Below are 20,266 nucleotides of genomic sequence, written 5' to 3'. Positions count from 1 at the left end.
TGTATTTGTTTTTTATTTGAAAGCGTAAACCAGACCAACGCCAAGAACTTGCCTTAACTGCATTTTTGGCCCTTCAGTAACTTGACTTTTTGCTCCTGTGGTTGGATCTATAACGTCTACTTTGTTTTTAATGTCGTCATCATATATGATATGAACACCAATATTAGCTTTGACATAAGCATTTACAACTAAGTCCAGACGAGTATCATAATCAATGTCCACATTTCCGAATCGGTTTAAATAATCAGTATATAAAGAAAGTCTGTTTTCATAAAAAACATTCTTATATATTTCATTTTTCATGTAGGCAGTAAAAAGGATACCAAATTCGGCTTTTACTTTTTGACCTTCTTCAATTAATATTTGTTGTGTAGGATCTAGCGGATCTGGTGCATAAACGGCTTTTTTAACACCAAAAGAACCTTGATTTGCTAAATTTTGATCTAATACTAAGGTGGTTTTTAAAGTAATTGGAGAGAAATAAAACGTTCTGTTTTTTTCTTTATTTGAGTTCTCGGCTCCAGCTCCCAAAAAGATATATGCTGGTGCAAATGGTCTAGAAATTGGAACATCACGATTAGGATAATTATAACCGTTGGTAAACTGAGTGTTGAAATTAAACTTCGCAGAATAATACCAATTTGAAGCTGTGTCTTTTCTAAAACCATAAGTCGAGTTGAATTGAACGGCATCATCAGTCTTTCTTAACTCGATATCGTCTTGTTTGTTTAGACCATATTTCATGATAAGTTCATTAAACCATTTATGATTCCCTTTTAGATAAGTTCTAGAGAATTCTCCTTTAAATAATCCAGAGATAGAACTTGTTCCCCCTGCACTCCAGTTAACAAAGGCAATTTGTGAAAGGTCAAAACCAAGTTGGTTCTTTTCTGACCAATTTGAAGGCGGTTTAGGTGCTTGATTTGGGCTTAAAGTAGTTTGTATAATCTGGGCAAAGTTATTAGAAGTACACAAAAGCAGTAATAGCAAAAGGGTAGAACGCAATAATTTCATTTAGGTAATTTTTTTTTTGGTTTTGCAAAATAATTATTTTGAACCATTAGAAAAAAGATTTATTAAACTTTTAACGTCAATTTTACACAATTGTTGCAACTGATTTACCGTTCCATGCTCGATAAACTCGTCTGGAATGCCCAAAATTTCAATCGAATTTTTGAAATTATTTGATGCTGCAAACTCCAAAACTGCGCTTCCAAAACCGCCATTTTTAACTCCGTCTTCGATGGTAATAATCTTTTCAAAAGTTGAAAAAATAACGCTTAATGTGTTGTTGTCTAGCGGTTTAATAAAACTAAAATTATAGTGTGCAATTTCATCAGCATTGGCTGATTCTTTTAAAGCTTCTATAACATTATTTCCAATTGTTCCAGCCGACAGCACAGCAACTTTCGTACCATCTTTTAAACATTTTGCCTCGCCTAAATTAATTTTTTGATAATGTCCGAAATTTTCTACTTCCCAATTTGGCAGGACTCCGCGACCTCTAGGATATCGAATTGCAATTGGATAATCTATTCCTAATTGAACTGTATATAAAATGTTTTGAAGTTCAATTTCGTTCAGTGGAGCATAAATTACCATATTCGGAATCGAACGCAGACACGCCATGTCAAAAACACCATGATGCGTTGCGCCATCTTCGCCTACTAAGCCCGCACGATCCAAACAAAAAATAACAGGAAGGTTTTGCAAAGCTACATCATGAATCACTTGGTCATATGCGCGCTGTAAAAATGTAGAGTAAATATTGCAATACACAATCATGCCCTGAGTGGCCATTCCTGCGGCAAGCGTCACGGCGTGCTGCTCGGCAATTCCGACATCAAAAGCACGATCTGGCAATTCGTCCATCATAAATTTTAATGAACTTCCAGATGGCATTGCAGGTGTAATTCCGATTATTTTTTCGTTTTTTCTAGCTAAATCTAAAATAGTTAAGCCAAAAACATCTTGATATTTTGGAGGAAGATTTTCTTCCGATTTTAAATGAATTTCTCCAGTTAAAGCATCAAATTTTCCGGGAGCATGATATTTTACCTGATTTTCTTCAGCTTGCTGCAATCCTTTTCCTTTAGTAGTAACAATATGCAGAAATTTAGGGCCTTTAATCTTTTTTAAACGTTTTAATTCTTTGATTAATTTAGGAAGATCGTGACCGTCAATTGGCCCCGAATAATCAAAATTCAAAGACTTAATGATATTATTTTGTCGTGGATTTTTCCCATTTTTAACCGAAGTAAGATATTTTTTCAAAGCACCAACGCTCGGATCAATCCCTATGGCATTATCATTTAGAATAACCAAAATATTGGCATCTGTAACTCCAGCATGATTTAACCCTTCAAAAGCCATTCCGCTGGCGATAGAAGCATCGCCGATAACCGCAATATGTTCTTTGTCAAAATCACCTTTTAGTTTTGAAGCAATCGCCATTCCGAGTGCCGCAGAAATAGAAGTCGAAGAATGTCCAACACCAAAAGTATCGTAAACACTTTCGCTTCTTTTTGGGAAACCCGAAACTCCTCCGATCTGTCTATTGGTATGGAAATTTTCTCTTCTTTCGGTCAGTATTTTATGTCCGTAAGCTTGGTGTCCAACATCCCAAACCAGTAAATCATCAGGAGTATTAAAAACATAATGCAAAGCAATTGTAAGTTCTACAACGCCTAAGCTGGCTCCTAAATGCCCTTCTTTTATAGAAACGATATCAATAATAAATTGACGAAGTTCTTGAGCAACTTGAGCAAGCTGTTCTTCTTTTAAAAGACGCAAATCGGCAGGATTGTATATGTTGGAAAGTAAATTGCTTTTCATTGTAAGGTAAAAAGCAAATTTACGGTTTTAAATTTAATTTTCCTGCTGAGTCTTATTTCAATAGAATAGGGACAGAATATTGCATCCGGACTTTTTTTCCATTCGATTCTCCTGGTTGCCATTTCGGACATAAACTTAAAACTCTGATGATTTCTTTTTGCAGAGATTCTTCAACAGCTGGCGAACATTCGAGAAAAGATACAGTGCCGTTTTTTTCTACTGCAAATGCAAGTGTAAAATTGAGTTTCCAATAACTTACATCTTCGGGTTTTTTATATTCTTTCATGAAGAAGTTATGAAATTGTTCTATCCCACCAGGAAATTCAGCATTTGTATTTGAAAGGGGTTTTAGAGTTGAGGCAGAATCATCTTTTTTTACTTTATTCTGCTCAGAGGTTTTGTTCTTGGTAGATTCTTCAGATACTGTTGGTATAGTTTTCTTTAATTCAACTTGTTCAACTTTTAGCGTAGACGATTGTGTTTGTTCTAAACTCTTTCTGTTATTTGTATCTAAAGCAACAGATTTAGATGTCAAAGTATCTTTAGCAACTTCAATATTTTTTACTTCCTGTTGTTTATCTTCTTTGTTTTGGCAGCCGAAAAAAAGTACAGTTATAACTGCATACAACGTCGGCAAAAGTGATTTGCGATTTATATTGGCAGTTATTTTATGTTTTATTTTCATTATTTAAATGTAATTGGCAAAATGAAAGTTGATCGAACAATACGATTGTTTGTTTTTCCAGGAATCCATTTAGGACCAGATTCTAAAACTTTAATAACTTCTGCTTCATTTGCTGATGATGCATTTTTAGTTACTTTAAAATTAGTTAAAGTGCCGTCTCTTTCTACTACAAATATGACGGACATTTCTCCTTTTTTTGAAGCAGTGTAATTTTTTGCAAAGTAAGAATAGAATTTTTTCATTCCACCTTTTGGAGCGGGTAAAATATCCAAATCAACAGAATTGTATATGATGCTATACTTAAAGCTATAATATTCAATAGGTTTTGAAGGAACTATCGCTCCCATTGTGACTTTTTCTCTAGGTATTTTTGTTTTTTCTTTTTTAGATTCAATCTGATGCCCATAGCATGAGGAAATATCCTCATCTTGATTTTGAGAGGTATTGTTAACGACCTCAATTTTATCAAATTTTTTCTTGTTTCCTTCTTTGTCTGCACAGCTAAATAAAGTAGTTCCCATTGCAATAAACAAAGCAAGAAGAAACTTTTTATGGTAGTTGGTCTGCGAATACAAAACGTGATTAGGAATTTGAATCGTAATGTAATCTAACTGCAATTGTTTAAACCTTCCGCAAATTTTTTTGTCTTGATTTTGAATGAAATAATGTTGGATTTCTTCTGGAAGCATAGAAGTAAAATCAACAACTGTTTTAGAACAGCTCATACAGAAACGACCATTTTCCTTTGGAGTCATTTTGTCCCAATCTTCATTGCAGGGTTCAGGAATGCTGATTTTGTATTTTTTTTTCATATTCAAATTTCAAAATTTAAATGTAGTAAAAATAATGGGTAAAGTTTTACTTTTGCAGATATGGAAAATCCTTTTACAGACGAATATTTTATGAAAAAAGCTTTGCAGGAAGCAGAAGAAGCCTACTCAAAAGGCGAAATTCCTGTTGGAGCTGTTGTAGTTGTTGCCGATAAAGTTATTGCAAGAAGTCATAATTTGACCGAATTGCTAAATGATGTTACGGCTCACGCAGAGATGCAATCTATTACGGCGGCCGCAAATTTTCTGGGCGGAAAATATTTAAAAGACTGTACGCTTTATGTAACTCTTGAGCCTTGCCAAATGTGTGCAGGGGCTTTGTATTGGAGTCAGATTTCTAAAATCGTTTTTGGCGCACGCGATGAACAACGTGGCTTTATAAACATGGGAACAAAACTGCATCCTAAAACTACTGTGGTTTCTGGTGTAATGGCCAATGAAGCTGCAGATTTAATGAAACGTTTTTTTCTGGAAAGAAGAAAATAAGCTGCAGGAATTGTGTAGGATAGTCTATAAGCTTCAACAAAAGTTAAATATTTTTATTTCGGAATTTTCTTCTTAAATAACTCAAAAAATACCTTACTTTTATGGTGATTTAATTCGTATTTTGCTGTTATTATTTTTAGCAGTAAATCGTATTAAATTCTCAATTTGTTAACCATTTAACTCTAAATAAAAGTGAAAGTAAAAGGACTATCTCTCGTATTTTTTGTGTTTTTTATTTTTCAATCCTGTGGACGTAAATCAGCTGCAGATTTCAATTCAGATTTCTCGTTATTCAAAGATTATATTACCAGTTTTACAGGTGGTATCGTTTCTGCAGATTCTGATATTCGTGTGGTTTTGGCATTCGATAAAAACGATTGGAAACCAAATCAGGAATTAGACGATGATTTGTTTGATATTTCGCCAAGTGTTCACGGAAAAGTTATTGCGCTTTCAACTAATACAATTGCTTTTATTCCAGAGAAAAAACTCAAAATGGGAACAGAATATCAGGTTACTTTAAACCTCGATAAACTGACTGCTATTCCAAAAGAGAAAGAAAAAGAACTTTCTAAATTTAACTTTACAGTTAAAACCGTTAAACAGGATTTTACCATCAATACAGGCGATATTCAGTCATATAGCAAAGAATATCAATACTTAAACTGTACACTTAAAACAGCAGATAATATTGATTTGGAAACCGCAATTAAGCTGGTTCAAGCCAAACATAATGGAAGTGATCTTAAGATTAAGTTTGATAAAAATGTGTCTTCAGGAAAAGAATTTCATTTTATAATTGACAGCATTCAGCGTCAATCAGAAGCTTCAAATTTAGAAATTATCTATGACGGAAATGATTTTGATATTGATCAAAAAGGACAGATCGATTTCCCAATTACAAGCATCAACGAATTTAAAGTTATTAAGGTTGAAGTTCCAGACGGAAACAATCAGCAGGTTTTAATTAATTTCTCAGAGCCTTTAGAAAAAGGTCAGGATTTTGCTGGATTGGTTTCGATTCAAAACACTAATAACCTGAAATTTTCTACTCAAGGGAATTTACTGAAAGTATATTTTACGAATCAAAATGCTCCTAAAAAAGAAGAGCCAATAGCGGTAGCTGTAGCAGAACCAGCAGCAGTTGCTGTAGATTCGGCTGCTGTTGTGGTTGACTCAGCCGCAGTTGCTGTAGATTCAGCTGCCACAGTTGCAGAAGAAGTAGTTGAATATGTGCCAGACGAAGAACCAGAACAAGTTGTTACAGGAGAATTGTTGCTGGAAGTTTTTCAGGGAATAGAAAGCCAGTACGGTAAAAAACTAGAAAACAATTATACCGAAAAAATCTCTTTTGATCAGATAAAACCAAACATTCGTTTTATTAAAAACGGAACAATTCTGCCAAGTTCAAACAATTTAAAACTGAATTTCGAAGCCGTAAATTTAAGTGCTGTTGATGTAAAAGTGTATAAGATTTACAAAAATAACATTCTTCAGTTTCTTCAATACAATGAATTAAATGGCGGACAAAATCTCAAAAAAGTAGCACAGCCAATTGCCAAAACTACTCTTAATTTAAAAGAAAGTACGCTCGTAAATCTGACAAAATGGAATACGTATGCTTTAGATTTATCTAAAATCATCAAACCAGAACCTGGAGCGATTTACAGAGTCGAGTTTGTTTACAAAAAGAAATACTCGCTTTATAAATGCGAAACATCAGAAGGAAATGACGATGAAACCGAGGAAGAAGAAGTTGATGAAAACGACGTAAACTACAGCGGAAACTCTTACGATGATTACTATTATTATGACGATTACGACTGGAGAGAAAGCCAAGATCCTTGTACAGGTTCTTATTTTTACAATGCTAGAATTGCTACTAATATTTTAGCGTCAGATCTTGGGGTTATTGCCAAAAGAGGAGAGAACAAATCGTATTTATTTGCTGTAAATAATATTGTTACAACTGAGCCAGTTTCAAACGCAAGAGTTGATTTATACAACTTCCAACAGCAAAAAATAGCAACAGAAGCAACTAGCAGTGAAGGTATTGCTTCTTTCCAATTGGATAAATTCGCCTATTTCGCAATTGTTACTTTAGGAGATCAATCGACTTACGTGAAACTGGATGACGGACTTTCATTGTCAGTAAGTAATTTTGATGTTGCGGGAGAGACTTTACAAAAAGGCCTAAAAGGATTTATTTACGGAGAAAGAGGTGTTTGGCGTCCTGGAGATAATCTGTATCTGTCATTTATTTTGAACGATGCCGCGAATAAACTTCCGAAATCACATCCAATTAAATTCAGATTAAATGATCCAAATGGAAAAACAGTTTATCAGACCGTTCAAAAAACGAACGATTTAAACCATTATGCTTTTATAGTGCCAACAAACCAAGATGCGCCAACAGGAAATTGGGAAGCAATGGTAAGTGTTGGTGGAGCTAAATTTTATAAGAGTATAAAGATTGAAACGATCAAACCAAATCGTTTGAAAATCAAAAATACTTTTAGTAGAAAAACACTTTCGGCTTCTTATCCAAATACAGACAATCTTGAAGTGACATGGCTTCACGGTGCAATTGCTAAGAATTTGAATGTAGAAATGCAGGCTAAATTCTCTCAGCAAGCTACAACTTTCAAAGGCTATGAAAAATATACTTTTGATGATTTGGCGCGTCAATTCAGCACAGAAGAAATTAATGTTTTCTCTGGAAAATTAAATGAAAATGGAAAAGCTTCTGTAAATATTCAGCCCAGATTACAAGGTCAGGCACCAGGAATGCTTCGCGCTTCATTTATTACAAAAGTATATGAAGAGGGAGGAGATTTTAGTACAGATGTCATGTCGACAACTTATTCTCCGTACAAAACTTATGTTGGACTTAAAACACCTGAACTGAACAAATACAGCATGCTTGAAACGAGAGCGAACAATCGTTTTGACGTGGTTACAGTGGATGAAAACGGAAGACCAAAATCCGTTCGTAATCTCGAAGTAAGAGTTTACAAAGTAGATTGGAGATGGTGGTGGGATTCTTCAAGCGATAATTTATCAAATTACAACTCGTCTAATGCAACGACTTCATATAAAACCTTTGTAGTCAATACCGATTCTAGCGGAAAAGGAAGTTTCCAATTTGCTTTGACAGATGAAGAATGGGGACGTTATTTAATTCGTGTTGCAGATCAGGAAGATGGTCATGCAACTTCTTTAACCGTAAATATCGATTGGCCAATTTGGTCTGGAAAAACGCGTAATAGAGATGCTTCAACAGCTAATATGTTAGTTTTCTCTACCGATAAAAAGAATTATGCAGTTGGAGAAAAAGCACAGATTTCTTTCCCTTCAAGTGAAGGCGGACGAGCTTTAATTTCTGTAGAAAACGGATCAAGAGTAGTTCAGACTATTTGGGCTGAGACTAAAAAAGGGGAAACTAAAGTTGAAGTTCCGATTACAGGAGCAATGGCGCCAAATGTATATTTTAATATCACGTTATTACAGCCTCATGCTTCAACTAAAAACGATTCGCCAATTCGTATGTACGGAATTGTACCAATTGAAGTGGTAGATAAAAACACCATTTTGACACCAACTCTAAATATGCCTGATGTTTTAAGGCCAGAACAGCCATTTACGGTTAAAGTAGGAGAGAAATCAGGGAAAGAAATGACGTATACAATTGCAGTTGTAGATGAAGGACTTCTGGATTTAACTCGTTTTAAAACACCAAACGCATGGGATAGTTTCTACGTTCGTGAAGCTTTGGGAGTAAAAACTTGGGACGTTTACGATGATGTAATTGGTGCTTATGGCGGAAAAATAAATCAGATTTTCAGTATTGGTGGTGATCAGGATTTGGGAGGAGGAAAAGCTAAAAAAGCCAACCGTTTCAAACCTGTTGTATTGTATTACGGACCATTTAAACTAGGAAAAGGAGAAACAAAATCGCATCAATTAAAACTTCCAAAGTATATTGGTTCTGTTAGAACAATGGTTGTGGCGGGAGATGCAAATACAAGCGCTTACGGAAGCGTTGAAAAAGCAACGCAAGTTAAGAGTCCGTTGATGGTTCTAGCTTCGCTACCAAGAAAAATTTCGCCGTCAGAAAAAGTAACATTGCCAGTAACAGTTTTTGCAACTGAGAACAAAATCAAAAATGTTTCAATTCAGGTTAAAACCAGCAACGGATTGAAAGTGGCGGGAAGTGCAGTTCAAAGACTAAATTTTGCACAGCCAGATGAGAAAATGGCGTACTTCAATTTAGTTGTAGGTTCTGCTACTGGAATTGCAAAAGTTCAGGTAATTGCGACATCTGGAAACGAGAAATCAACTTATGATGTTGAGATCGATATGACGAATCCAAATCCGGTTACGAGTACTTTTACAGATGTTGTTTTAACGCCAAATAGTACTAAAACAATTTCATGGAAAACATTTGGAATTGCAGGAAGTAATAAAGCAAGATTGGAAGTTTCGTCAATGCCATCAATGAATTTGAATGGAAGATTACAATTCTTAATTCAGTATCCGCATGGCTGTGTAGAGCAGACAACTTCATCTGTTTTTCCACAATTGTATTTAGGAGATGTTGCAGATATCGATGCGAAACGCAAAGATTTGATTCAGAAAAATATAGCAGCTGGAATTGCAAGATTGGGCAATTTCCAGTTGTCAAATGGAGGAATGCCGTACTGGCAAGGAAATGCAATTGCAGACGATTGGGGAACTTCTTATGCTGGACATTTCTTGATTGAAGCAGAGAAAAAAGGATATGTATTGCCAATTAATTTCAAATCGAAATGGTTATCATATCAGCAGAAAGAAGCGAAACAATGGCGTTTTGAACCGAAATACGGAAATGACTTAGCTCAAGCATATCGTTTATACACTTTAGCTTTAGCAGGAAATGCCGATTTATCAGCAATGAATAGATTAAGAGAAACAAAAGGTATTTCTAACGAAAGTATGCTCCGTTTAGCTGCAGCTTATGTTTTAGCAGGTCAAAAATCAGCAGGACAAAGTTTGTTCTTGAGAACAAGCATTGATGGAAGTTCAGACGGATATAGCTATTACTATTACGGTTCAAGCGAAAGAAACAGAGCAATGGCTTTGGAAACGATGCTTCTTTTGGGTCAGAAACAGAAAGCATTTGTAACAGCGTCTAAATTGGCTAAAGAAATGTCAGCAAATCAATGGATGAGTACGCAAACCACGGCATACTGTCTATATGCAATGTCGAAATTTGCAGTTAGTAATGGTCTAAAAGGAATTAATATCCAATTTAATAAAAACGGAAAAGGAGAGACAATAAACACAGGGAAATCAGTTGCAGATCGCAGTTTGTCTGTTGCTTCTGGAACAAACAGTATTACACTGAAAAACAATAAAGCTAATACGGTTTATGTTCGTGTATTAAACACAGGAATTCTGCCAATCGGACAAGAAAATGCAGTTCAAAGCGATGTTACAGCTTCTATTGTTTTCAAAAACAGAAAAGGAAGCATAATTAATGTTTCAAAAATTAATCAAGGAACTGAATTTGTTGCTGAGGTTACGATTAAAAACCAAAGAGGAGAGAGTGTTCAAAACGTAGCGTTATCGCAGATTCTGCCTTCAGGATTCGAAATTGTAAATACTCGTTTCACTGATTATGGTGACGCCGTAAATAATATTGCAGATTACATTGACATTCGAGACGATAGGACTAATTTCTACTTCGGAATGAAAGCCAGAGAAACAAAAGTTTTCCGAATTCTGCTAAACGCATCGTATTTAGGAAACTATTATTTACCGGGCTTACAATGTGAAGCCATGTATGATAATACTTTCTTAGCCAGAACAAAAGGATTCTGGGTTGAGGTTGTGAAATAAAATTTATTTACCACAGATTACACGGATTAAAAGGATTTTTAAAAATCTGTCCGAATCCATTTAATCTGTGGCTGAAAAAAACTTTGTAGGTCTCCCGCAGATTTTGCAGATCAAGCAGATAAAAATAAAATCTGCTCAATCTGCGGAATCTGCGAGCAAAAAAAACTTAGAGAACGTTGCGAATAACTTAGCGCCTTTGCGGTTAAAAAAATAAGTGTTGAAAAATAAATTAAAAGCGTTTTTCCAACGCATTCTAAATTGGATAAAAAGAAACAAAATAAAATCAGCAATTGCATTTCTGCTCTTGCTGATTTACTATTTTTCGATACCTCGAACTTTATTCAAAGAACCATATTCAACCGTAATAGAAAGTAAAGAAGGAGAATTGCTTGGAGCTAAAATTGCCCGCGACGGACAATGGCGTTTTCCTGCACAAGATAGCGTTCCTGATAAATTCAAGAAATGCATTGTGTATTTTGAAGACGAATATTTTTATAAACATCCAGGCTTCAATCCAGGCGCAATGATTAATGCTTTTAAACAAAATCGAAAAGCAGGGAAAGTAGTTAGAGGCGGAAGTACTTTAACGCAGCAAGTAATCAGACTTTCTCGAAAAGGAAAAAACAGAACCTATTTCGAAAAAATAATAGAAATTATTCTCGCTACAAGATTAGAATTAGGATATTCTAAAAATGAAATTCTCGAAATGTATGCAGCACATGCGCCTTTTGGAGGAAATGTTGTGGGGTTGGAAATGGCTTCATGGCGTTATTTTGGTGTTCAGTCCAATCAATTATCATGGGCAGAGAATGCGGTTTTAGCTGTTTTGCCAAATGCGCCAAGTTTAATTTATCCAGGAAAAAATCAGATAAAATTACTCAACAAACGAAATCGGCTTTTGTTGAAACTTCATCAAGAAGGTATTATCGACAAACAGACGTATGAACTTTCCGTAGAAGAGCCATTACCTCAAAAACCGTACGATCTGCCTCAAATTGCACCTCATTTATTGCAGAGAGTGGCTAAAAATGAAGAAGGAACAAGAGTAAAAACTACAATTGATTACGCGCTTCAAAATCGTGTTAATCAAATCGCGAGATATTATTACAATCAGTATAAGCAGAATGAAGTGCATAATCTGGCTATTTTGGTTATTGATGTTCAGAATAGAAATGTGATGAGTTATGTTGGAAACTCTCCAGCCGATGCAGATCATCAAAAAGATGTTGATATTATTGATGCGCCAAGAAGTACAGGAAGTATTCTAAAGCCGCTTTTGTATGGCGTAATGTTAGACGACGGAGAATTATTACCTAATACTTTAGTATCCGATATTCCAACGCAGATTTCGGGTTACACGCCACAAAACTTTAATTTAACTTATGACGGAGCAGTACCAGCACATCGAGCATTGTCGCGTTCGTTGAATATTCCTGCGGTTTTAATGCTTCAGGAATTTACTGTAAACAAGTTTTACGAAGAACTTCAAAAATTCAAATTAAAGAACATAAATAAAACACCAGATCATTATGGTTTATCGCTGATTTTGGGAGGCGCTGAAAGTAATTTGTGGGATTTATGTCGAACATACGCTAATCTTTCATCTACGGTCAATTATTACACTAAAAATAAAAGTAAATATAGAACTAACGAATTTACAGAACTAAATTATAAAAACGATTTTAAGCCTGATTTTGGCTCTGAAACTGATCAAAAGAATATTTTGGGTGCGGGATCAATTTGGTTAACCTACAACGCAATGGAAGAGGTGAATAGGCCTGAAGGCGATGAAGCTTGGAAATTTTATGACAGTTCACTGAAAATTGCATGGAAAACGGGAACAAGTTTCGGAAATCGTGATGCCTGGGCTATTGGAACCAATTCAAGATATGTAGTTGGAATTTGGGTTGGAAATGCGACAGGTGAGGGAAGACCAACTTTAACTGGAGTTACCAGCGCAGCGCCAATTTTATTCGATGTTTTTAATTTGCTGCCAAGGCAAAGATGGTTTGATACGCCATATGATGATTTAGCAGAAGTTGAGGTTTGCAGATTGAGCGGTTATCGGGCAAAAGATAATTGTCCTAAAATCAAGCAATGGGTTACCAAAAAAGGGAAATCGACTAAAGTTTGTCCGTATCACAGAACAATTCATTTGGATAAAACAGAACAGTTTCAGGTTAACAGCAGTTGCGAAAGTATCGATAATATTGTGACAAAAAACTGGTTTGTACTGCCTCCTGTTATGGCGTGGTATTACAAAAGCCAGCATATTGAGTATTTGCCATTACCGCCATTTAAAGAAGGTTGCGAGGGGACACAAACCAAATCAATGGATTTTATTTATCCAAAAGCTAACAGTAAAATTTACTTAACTAAGGATTTCAATAGTAAAGTACAGCCGGTAATTTTAAAAGTAGCTTATTCTGAAAGGGATAAAGAACTTTTTTGGTATGTAGATGATGTTTATAAAGCAACAACAAAAACGTTTCATGAACTGCCTATTACACCCACAACAGGAATACATTATGTCACAGTTGTAGATGCTTCTGGAAATGAAATCAGAAGAAAAATTGAAATTGTGAGGGATTAAAGTTTATTGTATGATATTGAGTTTCGTATAGACATCTTTATTTTTAGTAAATCGAAACGAGATTGAAGCTGTAAATCCTTCATAAGTAGGAATCTTTTCTTTGTTGAAGGAAAACGAATACCCTAAACCTAAATCTATCATATTAAATACAGTTAAACCGCTTACTACATAAGCATTCTTAGAGGAGCTGCCTGCTTTTATAAATAGAAGATATTCTGTATTGTATGATAAATGCACATCAGGAAGACCATAATAGTTGCCGTTATAGCTATTTGTAATTCCGTATCCTGCACCTAAAAAGAGCTTGTTTTTATCTTTGCATTCTAGACAAAATTCAAGTCCGCCCGTGAAAAGACTTTTGTCGGCAATTGAGTAATTTACATATAAAATAGGCCATTGAGGAATTGTAGATTCAGATTTTGTGTTTTGAGCATTCGCTCTAAAAGAAAATAGTACAAGTGCGAGGCAGTAAATAATTAATTTCCCTGATAATTTGTTAGGGTTAGAAGTCATACCAAAGTTTTAAATTGTCATTAATGTATTTTAAAGATAAACAATTTAGCGTCCTATCTAAAAACATATTTCGCTATTATAAACAATAACTAAAATTAATAGCTGTAAAAAAAAGCACAAAAAAACCGCCAATCTTTCGAAAGGCGGTTTTTGTTTTTATTCTGAAATAACATTTCCTTTTTTATCGTAGAAATGGTATTCTAAGTACGTGTAAGCGTCACGAGGTATGATTTTCACCCATTTCTTATGTTCAAAAAACCATTTTGAACGTAATGATGGAAAACCTTTGCTGAGGTATGCAGCCACAAATGGGTGTGTATTAAGCACAACCTTGTTGTGGGTTTTTAAAAGTCTTTCTAAATCAGCGGTGATCTTATCAATGATTAAAATTGGAGCTTCAATTTCGCCATTGTGTTTATTAGGATCTTCCTCTCTGGTTTTGATATTCACTTCTGGTCTTACTCGCTGTCTTGTAATTTGGACCAAACCAAACTTACTCGGCGGTAATATTTTATGCTTTGCTTTATCGTCGCTCATTTCTTCTCGCAAGAAGTCGAACAAAACTTTCCTGTTTTCTGGATTAGACATATCGATAAAATCAACTACGATAATTCCGCCCATATCACGCAGACGAAGCTGTCTTGCGATTTCTGCTGCGGCAATCATATTTACTTCCATGGCTGTATCTTCTTGGTTGGTCGCTTTATTAGAACGGTTTCCGCTGTTTACGTCTATAACGTGAAGAGCTTCAGTGTGTTCTATGATAAGATAAGCACCTTTGCTCATGGAAACAGTTCGGCCAAATGAAGTTTTGATTTGTCTCTCTATATTGTATTTCTCAAAAATCGGAGTGTCATTTGATTGATAAAACTTAACAATCGATTGTTTTGAAGGTGCAATTTCTTGCAGATATTCCTTCGTTTGATGGTACAACTCTTCATCATCTATTTGAATACCACTAAAGGTATCGTTGAATACATCTCTTAATATTGAAGAAGCTCTATTAAGCTCTCCTAATACTTTTGATGGATGATGAGCAGTTGGTAATTTTTTACACATTGCAGACCATCTGCCAAGCAGGTTCTGCAAATCTTTTTCTAATTCGGCTACGTTTTTGCCTTCTGCTACTGTACGAACAATAACACCAAATCCTTTAGGTTTGATCGATAGAACAAGTTTTTTTAGACGATCCTTTTCTTTTTTGTCTTCTATTTTTTGAGAAATAGAAACACGATCAGAAAAAGGAACTAGAACAATAAATCTTCCGGCAAGAGAAAGCTCAGCACTTATTCTTGGACCCTTGGTCGATATAGGTTCTTTAACTACTTGAACTAAGACAGATTGATTGGCACTTAAAATATCAGTAATGATGCCATCTTTGTCAATCTCTTTTTCAAACTGAAAGGTTTTTAGGGAGAAATCTTTTAATTTACCTGCGCTTACAAGTTTTATGAATTTCAGCTGAGAAGCTAGATTTGGACCCAAGTCGTGATAATGTAAAAAGGCATCTTTTTCGAAGCCTACATTCACAAAAGCAGCATTAAGTCCGGCAACTGGTTTTCTGATTTTGGCAATAAAAATATCGCCAACCTGAAAGTTGCTTTTTTCTTCTTCTTTGTGTAATTCAATTAGTTTTCCATCTTTTAATAAGGCAAAATCTACTGCATCAGAACTAGATCTAATGATTAATTCTTTATTCACACTGTAAATTTTTATCCAGACTTTTAGTTTCAGGTTTTAAGTTTCAAGTTTCAAGTTTTACAACTCATAACTCAGCACTCATAACTCATAACTGAATTGTAAGGATGGATTAAACAATATTTTTAACAGGTATTAACCCGGCTGGGAAAGTTAAATTTCAATTTTTAAATTCAAAATTCCAATCTGAATAGGCTTTGAAGCCTTAATTTTTGGATTTTGGATTTTCTTTTTTGGAATTTTTGAAATTTCCCAAATTTCAATGAACGTTTAAAAAGAAAAAAGTAGTTTAAAACTACTTTTTCTTTTTGTGGCGGTTAGCTCTCGCTCTTTTCTTACGTTTGTGAGTAGCTACCTTATGTCTCTTTCTTTTTTTACCACTTGGCATATTGTGTCGATTTATGTTAATTAATATTATTTTGCTTCGTTGTTTGTTTTAACCCCTTCTACAAAAACTTTTGCAGGTTTAAACGCAGGAATGTTGTGTGCTGGAATTTTAATAGTAGTGTTTTTAGAAATGTTTCTTCCAGTCTTTTCAGCTCTAGTTTTAACGATAAAACTACCGAAACCTCTTAAGTATACATTGTCTCCAGTCTCTAAAGAAGTCTTAACTTCTTCCATAAAAGTTTCTACTGTTGCTTGAACGTCTCCTTTTTCAAGACCTAGCTTCTCTGAAATCTTCGCTACGATATCTGCTTTCGTCATTTTCTTTCCTATTTTATTTTATAAATGGTGTACTATTTTTTTGAGTTTGCAAATATAGGAATTAAAAAAATAATTAATCAAGCTAATTCGTTAAATTTTAATTACATAAACATTTACTTTTGCAATCTAAGGATTTTGCAATGGATTTTCATAACATATTGATAAAATGGTATTTACAGAACAAGCGTGATTTACCGTGGCGAAAAACGGTCAATCCGTACCAAATTTGGCTCTCAGAAATCATGCTTCAGCAGACTCGAGTTGCACAAGGAATGCCATATTTTTTTTCGTTTACTAAAGAATTTCCTACAGTAAAAGATTTGGCAGATGCTCCAGAAGAGAAAGTTTTGAAACTTTGGCAAGGTTTGGGGTATTATTCTCGTGCCCGAAATCTTCATAAAACTGCTCAATATATAAGTAACGATTTAAATGGCATTTTTCCTGATTCTTATAAAGAGCTTTTAAAATTGAAAGGAGTAGGTGAGTATACTGCCGCGGCAATAGCTTCTTTCTCTTATAATGAATCGGTTCCAGTTGTAGACGGAAATGTGTTTCGGGTGTTATCTCGTTATTTTGATATTGAGTCTGATATTGCCTTTCCAGCAACCAAAAAAGAATTTACAGCTTTGGCGCAGGAATTAATGCCAAAAGATAATCCGGCTCTTTTTAATCAAGCTATAATGGAGTTTGGTGCGTTGCAATGTGTTCCTAAAAGTCCAGATTGTTCTGTTTGCGTTTTTAACGAAAGTTGTGCTGCATTGCAAAAAGGAAAAGTAAATATGCTTCCTGTTAAGTCAAAAAAGGTAAAAGTAACCAATAGATACTTTAATTATTTGATTTTGGAAGATGTTGAAGGGAATACGCTAATTCGAAAAAGAAGCGAAAAAGGAATTTGGCATAATTTATATGAATTTCCGCTTTTAGAAACTCAATCAATTGTAGATTTTGATGTAGTTTCGAAAAAAGCAAAAGAAGAAATTTTCCCTTCCTATACTATTATAGGTATAGAGGATTGTGCTGAATCGACTATTCTGCATAAGCTTTCGCATCAGCATCTGCACATACAATTTTGGAAAATTAAAGTACAGGAGAAAATCGAAAACGGAATAGATTCTCAAAAATTGAAAACTTTTCCTTTTCCTATTGTGATATATAATTTTATAGAAAAGCAAGAAATAAATTGCTAAAAAAATGTATCTTTGGGAGAAATACTACCAAAAACTATGAACGGAACATTAAATAAAGTGATGCTTATTGGCCATTTAGGCGATGATGTAAAGATGCATTATTTTGATGGAGGAAATTGCATCGGACGTTTTCAATTGGCTACCAATGAGGTGTATATCAATAAAACGACCAATGAAAAGATTACCTCTACAGAATGGCATAATTTGGTTGTGCGTAATAAAGCCGCAGAGATTTGCGAAAAATATCTTTCTAAAGGAGATAAAATTTATGTCGAGGGAAGAATAAAATCTCGTCAGTGGCAGACTGAAGATGGAACGACAAAATATACTACAGAAATTCAGGTTACAGAGTTTACTTTTCTGACTACCAAAAAAGAAACTGCCTATACAAAACAAAACCAGGATACAGAGTCGGCAAAAAACACTAACTTTGATGCTCCTGAAGGGCTACCGATCAATGATCTGCCCTTCTAAGTGATGTTTAACTAATTTTATGCAATTTGGACCCAGAGCCCAGTTTACTTTTTTCTACCAATCTTGACGCTAATTTAATTATTGGTTTCGTCGGAATTTTTATTTTGTTATTTCTTTCAGCAATCGTTTCAGGTGCTGAAGTTGCTCTTTTTTCTTTATCACAGCAAGATATCGACAATTCTTTAAACGATAATCCTGCAAAAGGAAAAATTATTTCAAATTTATTAGAAAAGCCTAAAAAGCTTCTCGCAACTTTATTGGTTGCTAATAACTTCTTTAACATAGGCGTAGTAATCCTATTTGCTTATATAGGGCAGAATATTTTTGCCAATGTAGGTTCGCCAGCTTTTAAATTTACGCTCGAAGTAATTCTGGTTACTTTCTTGATTTTATTATTTGGTGAAGTGCTTCCTAAGGTTTATGCAAGCAGAAATAGCATTCGCTTTGCTAAACGTGTCGCTTATCCGCTGGCATTTTTAGATAAAGTGCTTTCTCCAATCAGTTTGCCAATGCGAGCTGTTACCATATATTTTCAGAACAAATTAGGAAAGCAAAAAAGTAATTTTTCTGTCAATCAACTTTCTCAGGCATTGGAGCTTACAGATTCGGAAGGAACTTCAACAGAAGAGCAAAAGATTCTGGAAGGAATTGTTTCTTTCGGAAATACCGATACAAAGCAGGTAATGAGCCCGAGAATTGATATTTTTGCATTGGAAATATCAGAGACATTCGCAGAAATTTATCCTAAGATAATTGAAACAGGATTCTCTAGAATTCCAGTTTACCGAGACAATATTGATCAGATTGAAGGCGTGCTTTTCGTAAAAGACTTGTTGCCTCATATTGACAAAGAAGAATTTGATTGGACTTCTTTAATAAGAGAAGCTTTCTTTGTTCCGGAGAATAAAAAACTAGACAATCTATTGAAGGATTTTCAGAGCTTAAAAAGCCATTTGGCAATCGTGGTTGACGAATATGGCGGAACTTCTGGATTGGTTTCTTTAGAAGATGTTATCGAAGAAATTGTCGGAGATATTAGTGACGAATTTGATGATGAAAATCTGAATTTCTCACAAATAGATGAAAATAATTTTCTTTTTGAAGGAAAAATAAACCTGAAAGATTTCTACAGAATTGTAGATGTTGACGAAGATGTTTTTGAAGCCCACAAAGGAGAAGCCGAAACATTGGCAGGATTTATTCTGGAGATTTTGGGCAATTTCCCTAAAAAAGATCAAAAAGTGCCTTTTGAAAACTGTATTTTCACAGTAGAAACAGTTGATAAAAAGCGTGTAAAACAAATAAAAGTAACTATAAATTAAAATGCTTAATAAAATACTTTCAATAACAGCAATTTTGCTTGTGCTAACGGTTATAAGCTGTAAAAATGATGTTTTGCCAAAACCGGCTAGTTTCCTGCGATTAGATTATCCAGAAGCAAAATATGTGAATTTTGAAAACAATTGTCCGTTTGCTTTTCAAATGAATGTAGATGCTATTATAAAAGGAGAAAAAGAATGTGGTTTTGCAATCACCTATCCAAAGATGAAAGCAACGATTTATTTGACGTACAAGCCAGTAAATGGCAATATTGATAAATTACTACGCGACGCTCAAAAACTAACGTACGAGCACGTTATTAAAGCCGATGATATTCTGGAACAGCCATATTTAAATCCGCAGAAAAAGGTTTACGGAATGTTTTATCAAGTAGACGGAAACGCAGCGACAAATTCGCAGTTTTACGTTACCGACAGCACAAAGCACTTTTTAATCGGTTCAATGTACTTTTACGCAAAACCAAACTTCGACTCAATTATGCCTGCTGCAAGTTATGTTAAAAACGATATGCAACGTTTGATGGAGACGTTGAAATGGAAATAAAAATTAAAAGGATCCAAATTGGATCCTTTTTTATTGCAATTATTTTTTCATTCTTTAATATTAGGGTCACATTCCGTAGGAATGTTTCGTTGGTAGAAAAAAAATCAACCACATATTTTACGTTCCGTAGGAACGTTTGATATGCAGAATTGTTTAAAAAAATGTCAAAACCAGACGTTCCTACGGAACGTAAAAATCAACGATAACACAATTTTCTACCGACGAGATGTTCCTACGGAACAAATCCTCGCTATCGTTACATTAAGAATCTGTGATTGTCGGATTTACATATCCGAGTCATTTGGGTTGTTATAATCCGATCGCTGAGATTTATCTCCGCAACGATAGCGCGGATTTGCAATCCGTGCCCGCAAGGATTGGTTTGTTCTCTTTGAAAATATAATAAAGCACATTATTTTCGGTCACTTTTTTTAACGATTTGTTTTGTGTCTTACTGTTGAGGGCACGGATTGAAAATCCGCGCTATCGGGTTTAG

The 20,266-nt window shown here is 34.7% G+C and carries 14 protein-coding genes; 7 read left to right on the top strand and 7 right to left on the bottom strand.

Going from position 1 to position 20,266, the window contains the following annotated elements; all coding sequences use genetic code 11:
- Nucleotides 1–12: 12 nt before the first annotated feature.
- The 4 genes from RB618_RS02770 to RB618_RS02755 are packed head-to-tail and all read right to left on the bottom strand — an operon-like array spanning nucleotide 13 to nucleotide 4,332.
- Complete coding sequence (locus tag RB618_RS02770) at nucleotides 13–1,014, bottom strand: DUF3078 domain-containing protein (protein WP_308067374.1); 1,002 nt, start codon at nucleotides 1,012–1,014, stop codon at nucleotides 13–15.
- A gap of 33 nt (nucleotides 1,015–1,047) precedes the next feature.
- Nucleotides 1,048–2,835 (bottom strand): 1-deoxy-D-xylulose-5-phosphate synthase, encoded by a 1,788-nt coding sequence (locus RB618_RS02765; RefSeq protein ID WP_308067373.1) that lies wholly within the window; start codon nucleotides 2,833–2,835, stop codon nucleotides 1,048–1,050.
- A 52-nt stretch (nucleotides 2,836–2,887) separates the two neighbouring features.
- Entirely contained in the window at nucleotides 2,888–3,520 is a 633-nt protein-coding gene (locus tag RB618_RS02760; protein WP_308067372.1) for a hypothetical protein, read from the bottom strand.
- The gene (locus RB618_RS02755) at nucleotides 3,520–4,332 is read right to left on the bottom strand and encodes an energy transducer TonB (RefSeq protein WP_308067371.1); all 813 of its coding nucleotides are present in this window, start codon (nucleotides 4,330–4,332) and stop codon (nucleotides 3,520–3,522) included. Before RB618_RS02755 ends, RB618_RS02760 begins: the two co-directional genes overlap by 1 nt.
- Before the next feature lie 60 nt (nucleotides 4,333–4,392).
- Here RB618_RS02755 and RB618_RS02750 point away from each other — a divergent pair, with 60 nt between their 5' ends.
- The 3 genes from RB618_RS02750 (at nucleotide 4,393) to pbpC (ending at nucleotide 13,309) form a co-directional block, all read left to right on the top strand.
- Complete coding sequence (locus tag RB618_RS02750; RefSeq protein WP_308067370.1) at nucleotides 4,393–4,836, top strand: nucleoside deaminase; 444 nt, start codon at nucleotides 4,393–4,395, stop codon at nucleotides 4,834–4,836.
- A gap of 192 nt (nucleotides 4,837–5,028) precedes the next feature.
- Entirely contained in the window at nucleotides 5,029–10,716 is a 5,688-nt protein-coding gene (locus RB618_RS02745) for an MG2 domain-containing protein (RefSeq protein ID WP_308067369.1), read from the top strand.
- A gap of 217 nt (nucleotides 10,717–10,933) precedes the next feature.
- Nucleotides 10,934–13,309, top strand: coding sequence for a penicillin-binding protein 1C (gene pbpC, locus RB618_RS02740; RefSeq protein WP_308067368.1), 2,376 nt, complete (start codon nucleotides 10,934–10,936; stop codon nucleotides 13,307–13,309).
- Between the two features lie 3 nt (nucleotides 13,310–13,312).
- On the opposite strand, the gene RB618_RS02735 is transcribed toward pbpC, so the two are convergent.
- The 3 genes from RB618_RS02735 to RB618_RS02725 form a co-directional block, all read right to left on the bottom strand.
- Complete coding sequence (locus RB618_RS02735; protein WP_308067367.1) at nucleotides 13,313–13,822, bottom strand: hypothetical protein; 510 nt, start codon at nucleotides 13,820–13,822, stop codon at nucleotides 13,313–13,315.
- Nucleotides 13,823–13,978: 156 nt separating this feature from the next.
- Entirely contained in the window at nucleotides 13,979–15,523 is a 1,545-nt protein-coding gene (locus tag RB618_RS02730) for a ribonuclease E/G (RefSeq protein ID WP_281631052.1), read from the bottom strand.
- A gap of 411 nt (nucleotides 15,524–15,934) precedes the next feature.
- A complete protein-coding gene (locus tag RB618_RS02725) occupies nucleotides 15,935–16,225 on the bottom strand; it encodes an HU family DNA-binding protein (protein ID WP_007805026.1) in 291 nt (96 codons plus the stop codon).
- Nucleotides 16,226–16,365: 140 nt separating this feature from the next.
- Between RB618_RS02725 and mutY the strand changes: the two genes are divergently transcribed.
- The 4 genes from mutY to gldD are packed head-to-tail and all read left to right on the top strand — an operon-like array spanning nucleotide 16,366 to nucleotide 19,770.
- The gene (gene mutY, locus RB618_RS02720; protein ID WP_308067366.1) at nucleotides 16,366–17,412 is read left to right on the top strand and encodes an A/G-specific adenine glycosylase; all 1,047 of its coding nucleotides are present in this window, start codon (nucleotides 16,366–16,368) and stop codon (nucleotides 17,410–17,412) included.
- 36 nt (nucleotides 17,413–17,448) lie between these two features.
- Nucleotides 17,449–17,886 (top strand): single-stranded DNA-binding protein, encoded by a 438-nt coding sequence (locus RB618_RS02715; protein ID WP_095928033.1) that lies wholly within the window; start codon nucleotides 17,449–17,451, stop codon nucleotides 17,884–17,886.
- A gap of 26 nt (nucleotides 17,887–17,912) precedes the next feature.
- A complete protein-coding gene (locus RB618_RS02710; protein ID WP_308067365.1) occupies nucleotides 17,913–19,208 on the top strand; it encodes a gliding motility-associated protein GldE in 1,296 nt (431 codons plus the stop codon).
- Between the two features lies 1 nt (nucleotide 19,209).
- Entirely contained in the window at nucleotides 19,210–19,770 is a 561-nt protein-coding gene (gene gldD, locus RB618_RS02705) for a gliding motility lipoprotein GldD (protein WP_308067364.1), read from the top strand.
- The last annotated feature ends 496 nt before the right edge of the window (nucleotides 19,771–20,266 follow it).

This window comes from Flavobacterium sp. LHD-85, assembly GCF_030929595.1.
Taxonomy (GTDB): Bacteria; Bacteroidota; Bacteroidia; order Flavobacteriales; family Flavobacteriaceae; genus Flavobacterium.
This window is presented reverse-complemented; position numbering and strand designations above follow the sequence as displayed.